Annotated in this window: 21 protein-coding genes; 12 read left to right on the top strand and 9 right to left on the bottom strand. The window is 72.2% G+C overall.

What is annotated here, in order from left to right; all coding sequences use genetic code 11:
• Window positions 1-65: 65 nt before the first annotated feature.
• Window positions 66-1,289 carry an FG-GAP-like repeat-containing protein gene (locus ACH4MY_RS25395; protein ID WP_398006005.1) on the top strand — a complete coding sequence of 408 codons (1,224 nt, stop codon included), beginning with the start codon at window positions 66-68 and terminating at the stop codon, window positions 1,287-1,289.
• A gap of 73 nt (window positions 1,290-1,362) precedes the next feature.
• Here ACH4MY_RS25395 and ACH4MY_RS25390 read toward each other — a convergent pair whose 3' ends face one another.
• Window positions 1,363-1,536 carry a DUF397 domain-containing protein gene (locus ACH4MY_RS25390; protein ID WP_398006004.1) on the bottom strand — a complete coding sequence of 58 codons (174 nt, stop codon included), beginning with the start codon at window positions 1,534-1,536 and terminating at the stop codon, window positions 1,363-1,365.
• Complete coding sequence (locus ACH4MY_RS25385) at window positions 1,533-2,351, bottom strand: helix-turn-helix domain-containing protein (RefSeq protein ID WP_398006003.1); 819 nt, start codon at window positions 2,349-2,351, stop codon at window positions 1,533-1,535. The genes ACH4MY_RS25390 and ACH4MY_RS25385 overlap by 4 nt, the downstream gene beginning before the upstream one ends.
• Before the next feature lie 82 nt (window positions 2,352-2,433).
• Here ACH4MY_RS25385 and ACH4MY_RS25380 point away from each other — a divergent pair, with 82 nt between their 5' ends.
• The 3 genes from ACH4MY_RS25380 to ACH4MY_RS25370 all read left to right on the top strand — a co-directional run bounded on the left by ACH4MY_RS25380 (window position 2,434) and on the right by ACH4MY_RS25370 (window position 4,661).
• Window positions 2,434-2,844 (top strand): hypothetical protein, encoded by a 411-nt coding sequence (locus ACH4MY_RS25380; protein ID WP_398006002.1) that lies wholly within the window; start codon window positions 2,434-2,436, stop codon window positions 2,842-2,844.
• Between the two features lie 689 nt (window positions 2,845-3,533).
• Window positions 3,534-4,004: a hypothetical protein gene (locus ACH4MY_RS25375; protein ID WP_398006001.1), complete on the top strand. Its 471-nt coding sequence runs from the start codon at window positions 3,534-3,536 to the stop codon at window positions 4,002-4,004.
• A 123-nt stretch (window positions 4,005-4,127) separates the two neighbouring features.
• A complete protein-coding gene (locus ACH4MY_RS25370; RefSeq protein ID WP_398006000.1) occupies window positions 4,128-4,661 on the top strand; it encodes a GNAT family N-acetyltransferase in 534 nt (177 codons plus the stop codon).
• 5 nt (window positions 4,662-4,666) lie between these two features.
• Here the strand turns inward: ACH4MY_RS25370 and ACH4MY_RS25365 are convergent, their stop codons facing one another.
• Both ACH4MY_RS25365 and ACH4MY_RS25360 read right to left on the bottom strand, forming a co-directional pair.
• The gene (locus tag ACH4MY_RS25365) at window positions 4,667-5,110 is read right to left on the bottom strand and encodes a hypothetical protein (protein WP_398005999.1); all 444 of its coding nucleotides are present in this window, start codon (window positions 5,108-5,110) and stop codon (window positions 4,667-4,669) included.
• Window positions 5,111-5,299: 189 nt separating this feature from the next.
• The gene (locus ACH4MY_RS25360) at window positions 5,300-5,953 is read right to left on the bottom strand and encodes an NADPH-dependent F420 reductase (RefSeq protein WP_398005998.1); all 654 of its coding nucleotides are present in this window, start codon (window positions 5,951-5,953) and stop codon (window positions 5,300-5,302) included.
• Between the two features lie 78 nt (window positions 5,954-6,031).
• Here ACH4MY_RS25360 and ACH4MY_RS25355 point away from each other — a divergent pair, with 78 nt between their 5' ends.
• The 4 genes from ACH4MY_RS25355 to ACH4MY_RS25340 all read left to right on the top strand — a co-directional run bounded on the left by ACH4MY_RS25355 (window position 6,032) and on the right by ACH4MY_RS25340 (window position 8,071).
• Complete coding sequence (locus tag ACH4MY_RS25355) at window positions 6,032-6,403, top strand: winged helix-turn-helix transcriptional regulator (protein ID WP_398005997.1); 372 nt, start codon at window positions 6,032-6,034, stop codon at window positions 6,401-6,403.
• 227 nt (window positions 6,404-6,630) lie between these two features.
• Window positions 6,631-7,029: an RNHCP domain-containing protein gene (locus tag ACH4MY_RS25350; RefSeq protein ID WP_398005996.1), complete on the top strand. Its 399-nt coding sequence runs from the start codon at window positions 6,631-6,633 to the stop codon at window positions 7,027-7,029.
• A gap of 30 nt (window positions 7,030-7,059) precedes the next feature.
• On the top strand, window positions 7,060-7,500 hold the full coding sequence (locus ACH4MY_RS25345) for an RNHCP domain-containing protein (RefSeq protein ID WP_398005995.1): 441 nt from the start codon (window positions 7,060-7,062) through the stop codon (window positions 7,498-7,500).
• Window positions 7,501-7,630: 130 nt separating this feature from the next.
• Window positions 7,631-8,071, top strand: a complete 441-nt coding sequence (locus tag ACH4MY_RS25340) for an SRPBCC family protein (RefSeq protein WP_398005994.1) — start codon at window positions 7,631-7,633, stop codon at window positions 8,069-8,071.
• Between the two features lies 1 nt (window position 8,072).
• On the opposite strand, the gene ACH4MY_RS25335 is transcribed toward ACH4MY_RS25340, so the two are convergent.
• Together ACH4MY_RS25335 and ACH4MY_RS25330 are read right to left on the bottom strand one after the other, a co-directional pair.
• Complete coding sequence (locus ACH4MY_RS25335) at window positions 8,073-9,212, bottom strand: hypothetical protein (RefSeq protein WP_398005993.1); 1,140 nt, start codon at window positions 9,210-9,212, stop codon at window positions 8,073-8,075.
• Window positions 9,213-9,493: 281 nt separating this feature from the next.
• Window positions 9,494-10,057 carry a GNAT family N-acetyltransferase gene (locus ACH4MY_RS25330; RefSeq protein WP_398005992.1) on the bottom strand — a complete coding sequence of 188 codons (564 nt, stop codon included), beginning with the start codon at window positions 10,055-10,057 and terminating at the stop codon, window positions 9,494-9,496.
• Between the two features lie 150 nt (window positions 10,058-10,207).
• Here ACH4MY_RS25330 and ACH4MY_RS25325 point away from each other — a divergent pair, with 150 nt between their 5' ends.
• The gene (locus tag ACH4MY_RS25325) at window positions 10,208-10,684 is read left to right on the top strand and encodes a carboxymuconolactone decarboxylase family protein (RefSeq protein WP_398005991.1); all 477 of its coding nucleotides are present in this window, start codon (window positions 10,208-10,210) and stop codon (window positions 10,682-10,684) included.
• A 103-nt stretch (window positions 10,685-10,787) separates the two neighbouring features.
• The gene (locus ACH4MY_RS25320) at window positions 10,788-11,174 is read left to right on the top strand and encodes a DoxX family protein (protein WP_398005990.1); all 387 of its coding nucleotides are present in this window, start codon (window positions 10,788-10,790) and stop codon (window positions 11,172-11,174) included.
• A gap of 75 nt (window positions 11,175-11,249) precedes the next feature.
• Here ACH4MY_RS25320 and ACH4MY_RS25315 read toward each other — a convergent pair whose 3' ends face one another.
• The 3 genes from ACH4MY_RS25315 to ACH4MY_RS25305 form a co-directional block, all read right to left on the bottom strand.
• Window positions 11,250-12,896, bottom strand: a complete 1,647-nt coding sequence (locus tag ACH4MY_RS25315; RefSeq protein WP_398005989.1) for a transporter — start codon at window positions 12,894-12,896, stop codon at window positions 11,250-11,252.
• Window positions 12,893-13,738 (bottom strand): ABC transporter ATP-binding protein, encoded by an 846-nt coding sequence (locus tag ACH4MY_RS25310; RefSeq protein WP_398005988.1) that lies wholly within the window; start codon window positions 13,736-13,738, stop codon window positions 12,893-12,895. Before ACH4MY_RS25310 ends, ACH4MY_RS25315 begins: the two co-directional genes overlap by 4 nt.
• A 73-nt stretch (window positions 13,739-13,811) precedes the next feature.
• Window positions 13,812-14,498, bottom strand: a complete 687-nt coding sequence (locus tag ACH4MY_RS25305) for a bifunctional DNA primase/polymerase (RefSeq protein WP_398005987.1) — start codon at window positions 14,496-14,498, stop codon at window positions 13,812-13,814.
• Between the two features lie 258 nt (window positions 14,499-14,756).
• On the opposite strand from ACH4MY_RS25305, the gene ACH4MY_RS25300 reads away from it, so the two are divergent.
• Both ACH4MY_RS25300 and ACH4MY_RS25295 read left to right on the top strand, forming a co-directional pair.
• Window positions 14,757-16,139: a transcriptional regulator gene (locus tag ACH4MY_RS25300; RefSeq protein ID WP_398005986.1), complete on the top strand. Its 1,383-nt coding sequence runs from the start codon at window positions 14,757-14,759 to the stop codon at window positions 16,137-16,139.
• A gap of 127 nt (window positions 16,140-16,266) precedes the next feature.
• Window positions 16,267-17,778 (top strand): hypothetical protein, encoded by a 1,512-nt coding sequence (locus ACH4MY_RS25295; protein WP_398005985.1) that lies wholly within the window; start codon window positions 16,267-16,269, stop codon window positions 17,776-17,778.
• The last annotated feature ends 23 nt before the right edge of the window (window positions 17,779-17,801 follow it).

Genomic DNA, 17,801 nt, shown 5'->3' with positions numbered 1-17,801 from the left:
GCGAGATACGGTCCCTCTCGCGGCGCGTCCGAGGCCCACTCCGCGCCGCCTCAGGGAGGGAATGCATGCGCACTTCTATGCTGCGGCGCCTGGCCACGGTGGCCACGGCGCTGGGGCTCAGCTCCGCCGGGCTCCTCGGCGCGGGCGCGGCGCCGGCACAGGCCGTCGTCCAGGACTGCCCGCGGGGCTACTTCTGTGCCTGGAAGACGGACAACGCCACCGGCACCATGTTCAAGACGAAGGCGGACACGCCGACGCTGGGCGCCTGGGACAACGCGTTCCGCACGGTGGCCAACCGCACGGACAAGTTCCTCTGCACCTATGACGGCCCGAACTACGTGGACACCGCCGGAGCCGGCGTCCGCGAACCGGACCCGGAGCTCAGGTACTGGGGCGGACCGGGCAGCGACTCCGTCAGCTCGCTGAAGTTCGTCCCCACCGCGCGCGAGTGCGACCGGCCGGCGTACCCGGAGTGGCACGCCTACACCGCGCCCAAGGCCGCCGGCTTCGGCGACCTGAACGCCGACCGGAAGTCCGACGTCGTCGTCCGCGACAGGGCGGGCCGCCTCTGGTACCTGCCCGGCGACAAGACGGGCAAGCTGATCGGCACCGGCGGCTGGAACGCCATGAACGCCCTCACCCGCCACGGCGACTTCAGCCGCGACGGCCGCGAGGACGTCATCGCCCGCGAGGCGTCCACCGGCAAGCTGTGGCTCTACCCGGGCACGGGCACCGGCGCCCTCGGCACCCGCAAGCTCATCGGCTCCGGCGGCTGGAACAGCATGGACCGGATCACCGCCTTCGGTGACCTGTCCGGCGACGGCCGCGCGGACCTGATCGCCGTCGAGAAGGCCACCGGCAAGCTGTGGCTCTACCCCGGCACCACGACGGGCACCCTCGGCGCGCGCAAGCTCATCGGCAGCGGCGGCTGGAACACGATGAACACCCTGGTCGCACCCGGCGACACGAACGGCGACGGCCGGGCGGACCTCATCGCCCGCGAGGCCTCCACCGGCAAGCTGTGGCTGTACCCGGGCAAGACCGGGGCCGTCGGGTCGCGGGTCCTCATCGGCAGCGGCGGCTGGAACGTGATGGCGTCGTTCCTGGCCGTCGGCGACTTCGGCGCCGACGGCATCAACGACATCGCGACGGTCACCACCAGCGGTTACGTCGGTGAGGGCTGCCGTGGCGTGGGCTGCCTCGTCCTCTACAGCGGCACCGGCACGGGCACGCTCCGCGCGGGCATGCCGGAGATGTACGACTGGTCCGGCCTGAACGGCGCCTTCTGACGACCGAAGTCGCCGCCCGGTGAGTGAAGGTCTCCGTCCCACGTCCGGGGCGGAGACCTTCGTCATGACGCCGTCAGACGAGGGTGAGGAAGACGTCCCAGGCGGCGGGGGAGAGGGTGAGGGAGGGGAGGTCGGTGTCCTTGGAGTCCCGGACGTGGACGGCGTCGACGTGGGTAGCGACCTCGATGCAGTTGCCGCCTTGTTCGCTGCTGTAGCTGCTTTTGAACCAGATGAGGTCGGTGCTCATAGCGTTCGTGCCACCTGTTCGATGAGTTCGAAGGACTCTTCCGGGCTGAAGGCCTGCGCACGCAGGGTTCCGTAGCGGGCGAATGCGTCCCCCAGTTCGGGCTGTTCGGTCAGAAAATACCGGCCGCTCAGCCCTTCCACGTAGACGAGTTGACTGCTCCGCTCCGCTGTCTCCAGCAGGATGAACGGGCCGCTGAGCCCGGCGTGGATCTCGCGGTCCTCCGGCATGACCTGGATCTCGACGTTGCGCAGACGGCCGATGTCGAGGATGTGCAGCAGGTTCTTCCTCAGTACTTCGCGTCCACCGATGGGCCGGGTGAGCGCGACCTTCTCCAGGACGAACCTGACGAGCGGCAGGGGTCTGCGGTGGAACAGCTCGTGCCTGGCCATGCGGGCCGCGATCATCGCCTCCATCTCGTCGTCCTCCCACGGCGGGCTCGCGCAACCGAAGACCGCGCGCGCGTACTCCGGGGTCTGGAGCAACCCGGGAATGAGGTGGTTCTCGTACGAGTAGACGCCAGCGGCCTTGGCTTCCTCTTCCAGGTAGTCCTCGAACCAAGCGGCTACCGCGCTCGCGGTCACTTCCTGAGCCACCGCCAGAAGTGCACCTTGTGCACCGAGCATCGCGTCCGCGATCTCGACGAAGTTCCCCTTCGCCCGACGCTCGCCGCGCTCGATCATGGCCACCTGGGACTTGGAATATCCGGTCTCCCGGCCCAGCGCCTCCTGTGAGACGCTCGCCCGCTCGCGATAGAAGCGCAGCAGCGCACCGAAGGCCTTCGCGGCCCCAGGGCGTCTGTTCTTCTCGTTGTTCACACCCGACCTCCCCGAGTGCACAGTCCTGCACAAACGGACTGTGTCGCTGGTCACAGGACAGCACACCCTCCAAGCTGACCGCATGAATCTGCGCAAGTCGCTTGACGTCGTACCTTCTTGGGTTCCCGCCGCCGGTCACGCCCTCCGTCACGCGGGGGTGCACTTCGACGCCGTACGGCTCGGGGGCTTCCTTGGTGAGGACGTGGCGTACCACCTGATGGCGTTCACGGACTTCCAGGCGGGCCCGATCGTCAGGGAGGCCACGGGGGAGCGGAACTACTACTTCCTGCTGCCGCCGCAGACGGTCGGGGAGTACGCGTGGCCGGCGCCCGCGAGGGCGCTGAGCAGGAGCGGGAGGAGCGAGGCGTTCGTGGGGATTCCGGCGCTGCACGGGATGACGTGGCCGCTGGACTGGAGGTCGAGGCCGACGCTCGAAGATCCGTTCGTGGAGCCGGAGTTGTTGCATATGACGGTGAGCTGTGCGGTACGGTAACCGCGAAGTCACTCTCCGTAAAAGTGGAGCGGCCCCCGGTGGTGCGACAACACCAGTAACCCGGGGACCTTCACTCCTAGTGGTCTAGAGGCCCACCAGAAATGCTTACGCATGTTATCCCGCCGGTTCGTTGCTACGCCAAAGTCTCGAACAGTGTCGTGCGGCATCCGCGTCTGAACAGTGACGCGAAGATCCTCCTCATCCATGTCCAGGGCCTCCCCGAGGGCCAGCGGAACAAGCCGCTCGGGGAGCACGCCGGCGACTTGGGGATGAAGCCCCGCGCGTACAGCCGGGCGAGGGAGGCCCTGGCGGCCTGCGGGTTCCTTCACGAGTGGAAGGGCCAGGACGCGCGCGGGCATTGGGTCACCGATCAGCTCATGTCGAACGTCACCCTCACGCGTGAAGAGGCGGGGGCGGTCCGGGAGAGGGTTCCGGCCGTGTCTCCGAGTGCCGTCCGACCGACTCCCGGTTTTCCGAGGGGTCGGCGAGTCGGTGGCCAACTACCCAAGGAAGAAGACTGGGAGAAGACGTACTCCCACCCACCCACCAAAGCGCAGGAGCCGGAATCGGAGCCGGTCCCGGCGTCGGAGCCGGAGCCGGAGCCGACCCCGACGCCTGAGCCGGATCCCGCTCCCGAGACCGAAGCCGAGGCCCCGCCTCCGACCCCCGAAGCCGTCGCAGCCGAAAGCGTGTTGCTCTCCCTGCGGCACCACGACCGGGACCTGCTGCTCGGCGTCCGGGAGGCCCGGGGGCTGGCCGAGGTGGCGGCGGAGTGGCTCCGGAGAGGCGTGTCGGCGGCGGACCTGCGGCATGCGCTGACGGCCCATCTGCCGCGTAACGGCGTCCGTTCGGCGGTGGGGTTCCTCAGGCACCGCCTGACGGAGAAACTCCCGGTGGAGGAGGCCTTCCACCCGCCGGCCAGGGCCGGGAGCGGCGCCACGGGCGCAGTCGCCGCCCCGGCGGAGCTGGTCACCTGCGAGGGCCCGGGGAACACCCACGTGTTCCGGCCCACCGCCGACGAGACCCTCTGCGGCACCTGCCGCACGGACGAGGCCTGGAAGGCCCACGCCCGCCACTACGACGCCCGCCCCGAAAAACCCTCCGTCACCTGGCGGCAGCGCGTCGACGAGATCGCCCGGGACGAGGCCGCCGTCACCTGAGGGGGCGGTCGCCGGACCTGCTCGACGCGACCCTGCGCTTCCGCGCGGAGGGCGAGGTGCGCGCCTCCGCCGGCCCGCCCAAAGGGTTTGCCGCCGGTGGGTCCGGTCGGATAGACAGCTCGCATGCTGAGGGGTAGCAAGGTCGGGCTCAGGGCCCGCCACGACGAAGACATCCCGGTTCTGCGGACCGAGCTCTACGACGACGTGGTCGGCTCCGCACGGGCCGAAGGCAGGCCGTGGCGGCCGATCACGCCCGGGTCGAAGGACTCGCGGCTCGTGGTGGAGAACGAGGCGGAGGGGCACGTCCAGTTCTCCGTGGTCGAGCTGGAGGGCGGCACCCTGATCGGCACCGCGAACCTGTGGGGCATCGACACCCACAACCGGTGCGCGCACATCGGCCTCGGACTGCTGCCGGCGGCTCGCGGCAAGGGCTACGGCACCGACGTGGTGGCGACGCTGTGCCACTACGGCTTCGTCGTGCGCGGTCTGCACCGTCTGCAGATCGAGACGCTGGCGGACAACCACGCGATGCTGCGCTCCGCCGAGCGCAACGGCTTCACCCGCGAGGGCGTGCTGCGCTCCTCGGCCTGGGTGATGGGCGAGTTCCTGGACGAGGTCCTCCTCGGCCTCCTCGTCCAGGAGTGGAAGGGCGCCTGACCGGGTCAACCCGCCGAGCTGGTCAGGACGCAGTTCGGATAGTCGTTGTCCGGATCACCGACGGGGGCCCAGAGCTTCAGGGTCTTGCCCTGCCTCAAGGCGGCGTAGGGCTCGGTGGTCCGCCCCTTCACCTCGGGGTGATCGGCGTCGAAGGTCACACCGACGAAGCTCTGCTTCTTGCCGGAGCCCTTCTTCCAGGTGCCTGTTCCGGACCAGGCCAGACTGTCGTACCAGGCGACGGCGAGGCAGACCTTGTCGGCGAGGAACGTCCCGTCCTCCTTCAGCGTGAGGGTGCCGCCGTCGGCGTCGGTCCACGTGGTCGTGAGTTCGGCGGGCTTCAGGACGACCGGTTCGCCCTCGGGCGGCGGCATGACGGTGAGTCTGCCGCAGGCGGTCAGGGCGAGGGCCAGCGCCGGCAGGACCAGCGCGGTACGACGGGAACGCGACACACTTCACCCCTGGCGAGTTCCGCAGGCGCGTGCGCGACCGAGGGGATCAGGAACTCACGCCGTACCCTGGCACGGAGTTTGAACACGTTCAAGTCCTGGTCTTCGGCGGCCGCCCTTCACGGGGCGGTACGGCCGCCCCGCTGCCCCGCGTGACCCCGGACCGACGCCCGGCCCCCGGCCCGAGGAAGCTCAGGAAGCGTCGCCCCGGCCCCCCGCGTACTCCAGCGGCGGTGCGATCGCCTGGGCGTCCACACCCTCGCCCACCCACAGGCCGATCAGGAGCGCCGCCGTCGCCTCCAGCAGGGCCGCCCGGTCGAGCCCCCCACCGTCCACCGGTACACAGCCGAGGTCCCGGACCAGGAGCCGTACCGTCTCCAGCGCCTGCGCGTCGTCCCCGCAGAGCGGCACCGCGAGAGGACGCCCGCCGAAGACCGGCGGAGTCAGACGCCACACACTCTCGTGGCAGAGATTGAACGCCTTCACCACGGAAGCGCCGGGCGCCGCGGCCGCGATGCGCTCGGCCGCCGACGGCCCGCCCCGCGTCTCCAGGACGAAGCCCGGCGCCACCGGATTCGTGCAGTCGATCAGCGTCCGGCCCCGCACCGTGCCCGCCAGCTCCGACACCACACCCACCGCCGCCGCGTACGGCACGGCCAGCAGCACCGCGTCCCGGCCGTGCCGGGCCGCGTCCCGCGGAGTCCCCGCCCGTGCGCCGATCCGCTCGGCCAGCGCCGCCGCGCGTCCGGCGTCCCGCCCGCCCACCAGCACGTCATGGCCGGCCCTCGACCACTGCGCACCCAGCGCCCCCGCCATGTTCCCCGTACCGGCGATCCCGATCCTCATCGGCCCAGCCCCCTCGTCGTCGTCCCGTCCATCGGATTCGGCACGACACTAGGAGCCCGCTCGGGCACCATCTGGTAAGTGACCACTGATCAGGGCTTCGTCGCCGACTGCCGTGCCCGGCTCGCTTTCGATCTGCTCGCCAACACCTGGAACGCCGTCGTCCTGTGGACCCTGCGCGGGGGCCCCGCACGCCCCGGCGAACTCCGCGAACGCATCGGCGGGATCAGCCCCAAAGTCCTGACGGAGACGCTGCGCCGGCTCCGGTTCGACGGCCTGGTGGAGCGCCACGCTTACGCCGGATCGCCGCCACGCGTGGAGTACACCCTCACCGAGCTGGGACGGACACTGCTGGATCCGATCGAGGCCTTCGGTATCTGGGCCGACGAGCACAGCGACGACGTCATGGCCGCCCGGGACCGCGCCGAGGAATCCGGACACCGACGCGGGTGACGCCCGGGGCCCGCCCCCGTACCGGAAGAGGTGTTTTGATGACCCGCACCGCGCCGAGCGCGCCTCGCCGCATCGCGTAGCCGTCCCCGTCCGCCGTGGTGACACGGCGTACCGCCGGGACGGATCCCCGGTGCCTCATGTCTCCGCCCGTGACCCACTCCGGGCCTGGTGAGGCCGCTCGGCCTGCTCTTGCTGTCATCGCAGACCTCTCAGCAAGGAGCACCCGGGTGTCCAGCGACAACTCCCCCTCTTCCCGACGCACTCTCCCTCCGAGCACCTCCTTCGAGGCCCTCGACGCCGGCACGTTCACCTGCGTCGCCTGCGGGCTGGCCGTGTCCGGCCCCGCCGACGGCGAAGGCCGCAACCACTGCCCCTCCTGCCTGCACTCCCGGCACGTCCTCGACCGGAGCGAGGGCGGACCGTCCTCCTGCCGCGCCCGGATGAGCCCGATCTCCGTCGCGGTGCCGCGCACCGGCGAATGGATGCTCATCCACCGCTGCGTGCGCTGCGGCGAGCTCACCTCCGGCCCGGTGCGCACGGACGACAACCAGTTCGTCCTGATGCGCATGGCCGTGCGGCCACTGGCCGAACCTCCGTTCCCCCTTGAAGCGTTCGGCACGCTCTGAGCGCCGTCGGAAGAAGGAGAGGAGACAGCCATGCCCCGACGTACCCGGCCCGACAGCCCAGCCCGGCGCGGACGACGCCGACCGCAGCGCCTCAAGGACGTGCTGCACGGCAGCGGCGGCCACCGGTCCCACGACTTCAGATGCGTGGGCTGCCGGCTCGACGTGTCCCTCGTGGCGCCCGGGACCGCGCACCGCAACCACTGCCCGCACTGCCTGGTGAGCCTGCACGCCGACCGGCGCGTCCCGGGTGACCGCGACTCCGGCTGCCGGGGCCGGATGGAGGCACTGAGCCTGACCGTGCGGACGGACGGCGAGTGGATGATCATCCACCAGTGCCTGACCTGCGACGGGCTCAGCGCCAACCGCATCGCCGGCGACGACAATCCGCTCGCCCTGGTACGCCTGGCCCTGAGACCCCTCGGGGACCGCCGCTTCGTCGGCGGCGCGGTACGCGCGGCGGCGGCCCTGTGACGCGCCGGTCCTCGACGAAACCGGGCTCGCGGGAGAGGTGCATCCGTCCGTGGCCCGACCCGGGAAGTGAGGGTGGCGGGTGTCCCGAGCGGGGTGCCGGTCCGGTTCACGGGAAGTGGAGGTCGGTACGGTGATCACGGTGGAACGGAGCTTCGTCGTCGGGCTGTCGCTGGACGACCTCGTCACGTACCTGGAGGACTTCGGTCGCGCCGAGGAGTGGGACCCCGGGACCGTGCGCTGCGTACGTCTGGACGAGGGGCCCGTACGGCCCGGCACCCGGTGGCACAACACCTCGCGCTTTCGTGGCCGCACCACGGAACTCGAGTACCGGCTCGTGACGCGCGAGCCCGACCGGCTGGTGTTCGTCGGGGAGAACAAGACGGTGACGTCCACGGACGACCTCAGCTTCCGGGCCGAGTCCGCCACCCTCACCCGGCTGACCTACCGGGGGTCGCTGCGATTCAAGGGGCTGGCGCGGCTCGCCTCACCGTTCCTGAGGGCCGAGTTCGAGCGACTCGGCGACGAGGTCGCCGAACGCCTCCCGGTCGCCGCCACCCAGCACCGTCCCTGACCTACTGCGTGCGGAAGTCCACCACCGGGGGAATGACGTACCGGCTCGGGTCCGGGCGGGTGACGGTCGCGCGTACGGCGGAGATCGGCGCGGCGACGACCGCGACCCCGGCGACCAGGCCGAGCAGGGCGCTCACCCGGCCCGACACGACATCCAGGAGGACCGGGACCAGCGCGGCCAGGGCGATCCCCAGCCACAGCAGCATCCGGCCGTGGACGGCGGCCCGGAAGTACGGGCGGGGGCGCACCGGACGGGCCTTCACGCCGGGCGTGGTGACACGGAGGTGCACGGGGTTGGTCAGATAGCGGTCGGTGTAGTCGAGCGCCGCGTAGCCCCACATCATCTCGCCGTCGTCGGCGATGACCGCCACCGGATAGGCCGGGTGGCCACGCCGCCGCGCCACCGAGAGGACGGGCTCCCAGCGCTCCGGCCAGTAGACCCAGACGTGCTCGCCCCTGACCCGGGGACCGAAGACGGCGAGCTGCTTGCGGGCGTAGTCCGGCCCGAACACCGAGGGCAACAGCCCGTGAGTGCCGTACCAGTCGCCCTCGGCGTCCCGGAGCTTCAGATGCTGGGCGTGCTCCAGGGGCGGGTCGATGAGCTTGGTGCTGTTCTCGGGGACCAGCCGGATCCATTCGGCGCCCGTGGACTCGAAGCGCACGGCGAAGACCCGGCCCGCCAGGGCGTCCTGGGCGAGGAGCCGCTGCGGCTCGGGCAGCCGGCGGACGAGCAGGTTCTTGACCGTCAGGACGAGGACGATCGCCGCCCAGGGGATCAGCACCAGATGGCCCAGGACGACCATGGGGAGCATGATCTCCAGATAGGCGGCATGGCGGAACACGGCCCAGGGCGCGAACGCGACCAGCAGCATCCCGGTCGTCAGATACCAGTCCACCGGGTTGCGCGGCAGGACGGACGGCAGGTCCCGCATCGGCGGGGGAGAAGGCACCGGCGGGCCGGCCGGCGCCTCCTCCCGGGTGAGCAGGGCCCACGCGCCGATGCATATCGCGCCCACGAAGAGCGCGGCCAGAACGTCCCAACGGGCGCCGTCGGGACGGTCGTAGACGAAGCAGAGGACGACGGCGACGGCGGCACAGCCGAGCGAGACCGCGCGCAGGGATTCGGTGACGGTGTGTCTCACGTGAGTCCTGGGGTTCGGCCCGAGGGGACGGGCGGGAGAGCGGGGAGCGAGGGCCGGGCAGCGAGGACCCGTGGATCCACGGGTCCGCGGTATGCGGGTCTTCGAGGTCTCCGGGTCCGCGGAATGCGGGTCTGCGGGGTCTACGGGTCCGCGGTTCGCCGATCCGGGAGGCTGCGGATCCGCAGCCCCCACATCAGCTCAACGTACCCAGCCCGTCCCGGCGGCAGAAGCCCCCGGCAGGCCGCGTGCCGGTGACGGAAGCCCGTCGAACCCGGCCGGAGTCACCCCTCCCATCGGCTCCTCGGCAGGCACCACACCTGGTTCTCCCCGGTCTCGGCCGGAGCCAGCGCCTCGGCCGGGCGGCGCCCCTCCTTCGTGAAGCCGAGACGCGCGGGGACGGCGCCGCTGGCGGCGTTGGCCCGATCGTGGAGGATCTCGACGCGGTCGACACCGGGGAGACGGAACGCCTCGGCGACGAGGGCCCCGGCGGCCCGGGTGGCGATGCCGCGGCCGGTGACGGCAGGGTGCAGCCAGTAGCCGATCTCGCGGGTGCCCTCGGGGGAGTCCTCGAACCGGAGCAGCGTGCAGGAGCCGACGAGGGCGCCGTCCAGCACGATCGCGTAGCTGCACTGCTCGCCGCTCGCCCAGCACTCCGCGCGGCCGGCCAGGAAGTCGCCGGTGCGGGCGAGGCTGTGCTCGGCGACCCACGGCATCCACGGACGCAGATGCTCCAGCGACTCCTCGATGACCCGGAAGAGCTCCGGCAGGTCCTTCTCGGCGTCGAACGCGCGCAGCGTGAGGCCGTCGTCGAGGGTGATCCGGGGCGCGGGCGAGGGAAGGTCCATGCGGGGAGGATCGTACGCGGAGTCCCGCCGGAGCAAGGGGATTCGGCGTGGGCGGGGCCGGGAGACGCAGGTCACATCCGGCCGTGTCACATCCGGCAGGGGCCGCTCCGTCCTGTGGGTGTAGTCGACACCACCACGGAGGAACCCGCCATGAACGCTCGCCTGAACATGTTCGCCAGCCCCCTCGCCCTCAAGGCCTGGAAGCACGTCATCGCGGCCGGCAAGGTCGTCGAGGACGGTTCGACGGTGCCGGGCGCCACGCTGGAACTGGTCAAGATCCGCGCCAGCCAGATCAACGGGTGCGGCTACTGCCTCGACATGCACACCAAGGACGCCACCGCCGCCGGGGAGACACCGCTCCGCCTCCACCTCGTCGCCGCCTGGCGGGAGGCCACGGTCTTCACCGACGCCGAACGCGCGGCCCTCGAACTGGCCGAGCAGGGCACCCGCATCGCCGACGGGGCCGGCGGGGTCACCGACGAGGTCTGGGACAACGCCGCCAAGCACTACGACGACGACCAGCTCGCGGACCTGGTGTCCGTGATCTCGCTCATCAACGCCTTCAACCGCGGCAACGTCATCCTCCAGCAGCCCGCCGGCTCCTACCGGCCCGGCCAGCACGCCTGACAGCCGCAGCCCCTGGCAGTCCCCGCTCGCCCAGCCCAGCCCAGCCCCGCCCGCCGCCGCAGGCCTCGCCCCGCCCCGCCCCGCCCCCGAAAAGGAGACCCCGATGAACCTCGCGCTGTGGATCGTCACCGGACTGCTCGCCCTCGCCTACCTGGCCGGCGGGGCCTACAAGGTGGTCACCCCGAAGGAGAAGATCGCCGCCGCGGGCCCGAGCGGGCAGTGGGTCGAGGACTTCGGCGCGGGAGGCGTGAAGACCATCGGGGCACTGGAGGCCCTGGCGGCCGTCGGTCTGGTGCTGCCCGCCGTGCTCGACATCGCGCCGGCCCTGGTGCCACTGGCCGCCGTGGGACTGCTGATCATCATGGTGGGGGCGGCGATCGTCCGGATCCGGCGGAACGAGCTGAAGCTCGTCGGGGTGGACCTGGCCTACATCGTCCTGATCGCCTTCGTCGTGTGGGGCCGCTTCGGCCCGGAGTCCTTCACCGCCTGACCCGGCGCACACAGACCGATGGCCCGCTCGGACGATCCGAGCGGGCCATCGGCGTACGGCACACCGTCCGCCGAGCTACCCCTTGCTGACCGCGGCCAGGATCTCCGGCAGCCGCTTCGCCGTCCGCGGCGCCGCCACCTTCAGCCCCGCCCACACGAGGAACGCGCCGTAGAGCGTGCCGGCCGGGAGCAGGATCCAGAGCAGCGACTCCTGGTCCGAGACATGCAGGTAGATCGTCGTGCCGATCAGCGGGGCGCACAGCAGCGGGGCCGTGAGCATGCCGCCGAGGATCGAGATCCACGCCAGGGCGCCCTGCCCCGGAGCCACGTTCTTGTAGCCGCTGTCCTGCGGGATCGAGTACGGGAAGACGGCCGAGGCCACCGAACCCGTCGCCAGCATCGCGCCGAGCAGGCCGAGCGCCAGGCCGAGGGCGTCCGCGAGCCGCGACCATTCGCCGAGGACGGCGACGGTCAGGACCGTCACGAAGACGGCGTACGGGAGGGTGATCGCGAGCAGCGCCAGGGTCCGCGCCCGGAGCTCGGCGTACGCGTCGGCCGTCGTCGAGATGGTCTGGGCGACCATCCAGAACGCCGACGTGTCCTGCCCGAACTGGTTGTACATCAGCATGCCGAGCATGCCGGAGGCGAAGCACGCCCAGTAGATCGAGCCGGTGCCCTGGAGCGCGTTGACGAGCGGGACGATCAGACCGAGGGCCAGCGAGGTCACGGCCCCCGCCTTCGTCTTCGGGTCGCGCCACATGTAGCGCAGACTGCGCTCCATGACCGCACCCGTGCGCCCGTCCGGCAGAAGGCGGCCGAGCAGCCCCTTGCCGTCGGAGTCGTCACGCACGCCCGCGTCGGAGGCCGCGCCGATCGTGGAGCCGTCCGGCTCGACCATCAGCCGGACCAGGCTCCGCTGCCACCAGTACAGGAGCGCCGCCAGCGTCGCCGCGGTGAGCAGCAGCCGGACCGCCGCCACCACGTGGTCGCCCCGGCCGGCGGAGTCGACCGCGCCGATCGCGGCGGCCGGCGGCAGCCAGCCGACGACGGCCGTCGCCGGTTCGAGCGACTCCAGACCACCGGCCTGGCCCAGGCGCTGGGCGCCGAAGTTCACCACCTGGATGCCGACCGCGATGATCAGACCGCTGAGCAGCGCCAGGTCCCGGCCCTTGCGGGAGGTGAGCAGCCGGATGTTGGCGGCGGCCACCGCCCGGGACAGCGCCACGCACGTCACGGCGACCAGGGGGACGGCGAGGACGGCGACGACGATGCCGGCCGCGCCGTGTGCGACGGACAGGGCCGCGCCCAGGGCCAGGACGAGGGTGAGGACGGGGCCGACCCCCACGAGGGAGGCCACGAGCAGCGCCCGGACCAGCGGCCGCGGCCGCAGCGGAAGCATGACGAGCCGCGACGGGTCGAGGGTCTCGTCCCCGCTCGGGATGAACAGCGGCATCACCGCCCAGGAGAGCGCGAGCGCCCCCGTGAGGAGGATCGCGACACTGGCGGCGTCGGCGTTGCCCCGCATGAGGACGAAGGCCAGCAGCAGGCCCGCGGCGAGGAACGCGCCGAAGACGATGGACAGGATGTACGCGGCAGTCCGCCCGCCCGACTGCCGCAGCCCGTTGCGCAGCAGGCTCAGCTTGAGCCGCACGAAGACGGAGGTGAGGGAGGCGGCGGGGGCGGTCGGGCCCGTGGTGGTGGTCGTGGTCGTGAAGGCACTCATCGCTGTGCCCCGCCGCCCAGCCAGTCCAGCGAGTCCCCCGCCGCCTCGCGCCCGTTCGCGCCGACCAGTTCCAGGAACGCGGCCTGGAGCGAGGGCGCGTCGCCCCGCACCTCGGCGAGCGTGCCCTGCGCCCGGATCCGGCCCGCCGCCATCACGGCGACCCAGTCGCAGAGCGACTCGACCAGCTCCATGACGTGGCTGGAGAAGACGACGGTGGCGCCGGAGGCCGTGTACCGCTCCAGGACCCCGCGGATGGTCTGCGCGGAGACCGGGTCGACGCCCTCGAAGGGCTCGTCGAGGAAGAGCACCTCGGGGTTGTGCAGCAGCGCCGCCGCGAGCCCGATCTTCTTCCGCATACCGGTCGAGTAGTCCACGACCAGCTTGTTCTGCGAGCCGGTCAGGTCGAGGACGTCGAGGAGCTGCGCCGCCCGCTTGTCGACCTCGGCACCCGGCAGCCCCCGCAGCCGGCCGCTGTACGCGAGGAGTTCACGGCCCGAGAGCCGCTCGAAGAGCCGCAGGCCCTCCGGGAGGATGCCGATCCGGGCCTTCACCCGGGCGACCGACTCGGGGTCGGCCCACACGTCGTGCCCGGCGACCAGGATGCGGCCCTGGTCGGGCCGGAGCAGGCCGGTGATCATCGAGAGGGTGGTGGTCTTGCCGGCGCCGTTGGGTCCCACGAGGCCGATGAACCTGCCGGCGGGCAGGACCAGATCGATCCCGTTCACCGCGATCTGCTGGCCGAATCGCTTCCACAGGCCCTCGACACGCACGGCGGGCACCGCACCCTCCCCCGGTGCGGCGCCCGCCTTGTCGAATGCTCCGTCAAATGCCTGGTCAGGCATGCTCCGTCAACCCCTCGGTCGTCCCCGTGTGTACGCGCCCCACCCTACGGGCGGGACCTACGGGGGCCCAGGGTCACTGCGTACGGCTTCTCGCCTCCGCCGCTTCCCGGCCACACGCGTACGCGAGGGCGCTGATCAGCTCCTCCGCGTCGGGCAGCCAGCGGTTCGCCGGGGTGGGGCGGCGGGCCCACTGCACCGCGCCGCTGCCGCCGATCCGGGTGGGCGGGGCCGCCACGTAATGGCCCTCGCCGCGCGTGGTGAGATCGATGGCTGCCGGGACCCAGCCCAGCTTGCGGACGAGGTCGGGCACCTTGGTGGCGGCGCCCGGCAGGACGAAGAAGTACATCCGGCGGTCCGGGGTGCAGGTCACCGGGCCGAGCGTCAGCTCCATCCGCTCCATCCGGGCCAGCGCCAGGAAACCGGCCGACTCGGGCACCTCGATCGCGTCGAACGTGCGGCCCGTCGGCAGCAGGATCGACGCCTTCGGCTGCTTCGACCACATCCGCCGGGCCCCGACGCCGCTGCCGGTCGCCTGTGTCGACCAGTCGGGCCTGACCGCGTGGGCGCCGGGCACGGCACACGCGTCCGCGCCGCAGGAGCAGCGCTCCCTGCCCTCGACGGCCTCCAGCCAGGTCCCGGGAAACACGTCCCAGTGCCGCTCTTCCGCGTACCGCACGGCGCTGTCCAGCAGCTGCTCACCTCGCTGCTTGGGGATCTGTGCGGCTTCCGTGACTCCGATGGTCTCTTCCACGGTGAACACAACTTCCCCCGTCACCTGGGGTTACGGCCACGGCGCACAGCGGTGTGACGCATCGATCCTGCACGCGGGGCGCATCGGAGCACGGGCGGGGGCGCGCGGGGGCCCGGGGAGCGGGGGTGGGTACGCACAGATGGGGGCGCCGGTGGCGAAGCCGCGGCCGACGTGTCCGGTTTCGCGTGTTCACATCGGCATTGACCGGATATTCACCGGGCAGTGATCACTCCTCCAGTGATCACCGCACGGCCTCAGGGGGTACTCATGGCAGCCAGGCCACTCGTTCCGCGTCAGCTCAACGAACGGCTCCAGGCGCTCATCCAGGAGGCCGGCTGCTCCAACGCCGGCCTCGCCCGCAGGGTCAACATGGTCGGCGCGGAGCGCGGACTCGACCTGCGGTACGACAAGACGTCGGTGGCGCGCTGGCTGCGCGGGCAGCAGCCGCGCGGACGTGCGCCGGGAATCATCGCCGAGGCGCTGGGCCGCAAGCTCGCGCGTACGGTCACGATCGACGAGGTCGGCATGGCCAACGGCCGGAATCTCGCCGCCGGTGTCGGGCTCCAGTTCGCGCCGACCGTCCCCGGCGCGATCGAGCAGGTCTGCGAGCTGTGGCGCAGCGACGTGGGCCGCCGCGACTTCCTCTCCGGCTCCACGGTCGCGGCCTCCGCCCTCGTCGAGCCCAGCAGGGACTGGCTGATCACCGGTCCCGACCAGCACGTGGCCCGGACGGCCGGGGCCCGCGTCGGGGTCGCGGACGTGGCCGCCGTACGGGAGATGACGAGCGCGCTCGTCGACCTCGACCGGCGGTTCGGCAGCGGCCACGTCCGCCCGGTGGTCGTCCACTACCTCAACAGCGTGGTGTCGGGGATGCTGTCCGGCTCCTACCGGGAGGCGGTCGGCCGGCAGCTCTTCGCCGCGGTCGCCCGACTGACCGAACTCGCCGGGTACATGGCGGTGGACACCGGCGAACCGGGCCTCGCCCAGCGCTACTACATCCAGGCGCTGCGGCTCGCCCAGGCCGCCGGCGACCGGGGCTACGGCGGCTATGTGCTCGCCGCCTCCATGAGCCACCTCGCCGCCCAGCTCGGAAACCCCCGGGAGATCGCCCAGTTGGCGCGGGCCGCGCAGGAGGGGGCGCGCGGGAAGGTGCCGCCGCGGGCGGAGGCCATGTTCCTCGCGGCCGAGGCGCGCGGACACGCGCTCCTCGGGGACCTCAGCGCCTTCGAGACGGCCGCCGGCCGTGCCGTACGGGCCCTGGAACAGGCCGATCCGGAGGCGGGCGACGACCCGGCCTGGATCGCCCACTTCGACCACGCCTACCTCGCGGACGAACTGGCCCACTGCTACCGGGACCTGGGACAGGCGGAGGCGGCCGCGCGGGCCGCCGAGGAGTCGATCGCCGGTCACCCGGAGACACGGGCGCGGCGCCGCGCGATCGGCCTCGCGCTGCTCGCCACGGCTCAGGTCCAGCAGCGGGAGGTCGAGCAGGCCTGCCGGACGGGGACGCGCGCGCTCGAACTCCTCGGCACGCTGCGGTCGTCACGGGGCGCGGAGTACCTGGACGACCTGCGGGAGCGCCTGGAGCCGTACGCGGGGGAGGCGGTGGTGCGGGAGTTCGGGGCGCGGATGGAGCTGTACGCGGCGTAGTCCCCGGCCGGGACCGGGCCGTTCGAGAAGGTTGTGTAACCGGGCTCACACGTGTGTGCGGAGCCCCGCGCGCACCCGGTAGCGTGGGCCGACGATTCCGTAGGTCGGTCCATCAGTAGGAGTCCCGGTGACGCAGAACGGACAGGGTCCGGAGCCGCAGTACCCGGCGGTGCCCCCCGCGCAGGATGCCCAAGGGGGAGCACAGCCGTGGGGTGGCGCCTGGGGTCCCGCCGGTGGCCAGCCGGGCGGGCAGCCGCTGCCGCCCGCGCAGCCCCTGCCGCCGGAGGCCGCACCGGGCGCCGCCGCCGACACGCAGTCCACCCAGTACCTGGCGCCGATACCGGCCCAGGGCATGCCGCCGCAGCCCGGCTACGGCTACCCGGGCCCGGGCGCCCCGGGTCCCGGCGACATGCAGGCGACCCAGCACATCGCCCCGGTGCCGGGCGGGATGCCTCCCGTCTCCGGCCCGCAGCAGGGATACGGATACCCGCCGCCGGCCGCGGGCGGAATGCCGCCCGCCCAGGGCATGCAGGCCCAGGGGATGCAGCAGCAGGGGCAGGGCGGGATGCCGCAGGCGCCCGGTCCGCGGCCCGGCTACGGATACCCGCCGCCGGCCGCCGGTGACATGCAGGCCACCCAGCACATCGCGCCGGTGCCGCCGCAGCAGGGCGGGGGCCCGCAGACCCAGTTCCTGGGTACGGGACCGCTCCAGCAGCAGGGCCCCGGGCCCGCGGGAGCCTCGGACGCGACCCAGTACATCGCCCCCGTCCCGGCGCAGGAGCCCGGTGAGCGCCAGCCGCCCGCCGAGTTCGACAACCTCTTCCGTACGGAGGCGCCGCGGGCCCCGCAGGCCCCGCGGGCCCCTCAGCAGACGCAGGCGTACCAGCAGCCCGCCCCCGCCCCGTACCACCAGCAGCACCAGCCCCCGCCGCCCCCGCAGCAGTACGCCTACCAGGACGCCTACTACGACGACGGCGCCGAGCCCGCGCCCGCCCGCCGCAAGTCTCCGGTCGCCCTGATCGCCGCCGTCGTCGTCGGCTGCGCCGTCGTCGGCCTCGGCGCCGGCGCGCTCCTCAGCGGCGGTGACGAGGACAAGGACCCCAAGAAGGGCGGCCAGAACGTGGCGGCCAGCTCCGCCGCGCCGTCCGGCGAGGCGACGACGCCCGCGGAGAAGCCGGCCGACCCGGCGGAGCCGCAGGCGCAGGAGCTGAGCAAGCTGCTCGCGACCAGCAGCAGCAGCCGCGACACCGTGATCAGCTCGGTCGAGTCCATCAAGCAGTGCAAGAACCTGGACAAGGCGGCGACCGACCTGCGCGGCGCCGCCGAGCAGCGCCGGGGCCTGGTCACCAAGCTCCAGTCGCTGTCGGTCGACAAGATCCCGAACAGCCCCGCGCTGACCGCCGCGCTCACCAAGGCCTGGCAGGCCTCCGCCTCCGCGGACGACCACTACGCCGCCTGGGGCGACCAGATGAAGGCCAAGAAGGCCTGCAAGGGCGGCAAGGCCCGCTCGACCAGCCAGCTGGCCGAGGCGAACAAGAAGAGCGGCGAGGCCACCGCCGCCAAGAAGCAGGCGGCCTCGCTGTGGAACCCGACGGCCACGAAGTACGGCCTGGAGAAGCGCGCGTACAGCCAGCTGTAGCGGTCGCGCGGCCGCCCGGGGCG

The organism is Streptomyces sp. NPDC017246, from assembly GCF_044331325.1.
Classification (GTDB): domain Bacteria; phylum Actinomycetota; class Actinomycetes; order Streptomycetales; family Streptomycetaceae; genus Streptomyces.
The sequence above is the reverse complement of the archived record's forward strand: the minus strand, read 5'-3'. Positions and strand labels throughout refer to the sequence as shown.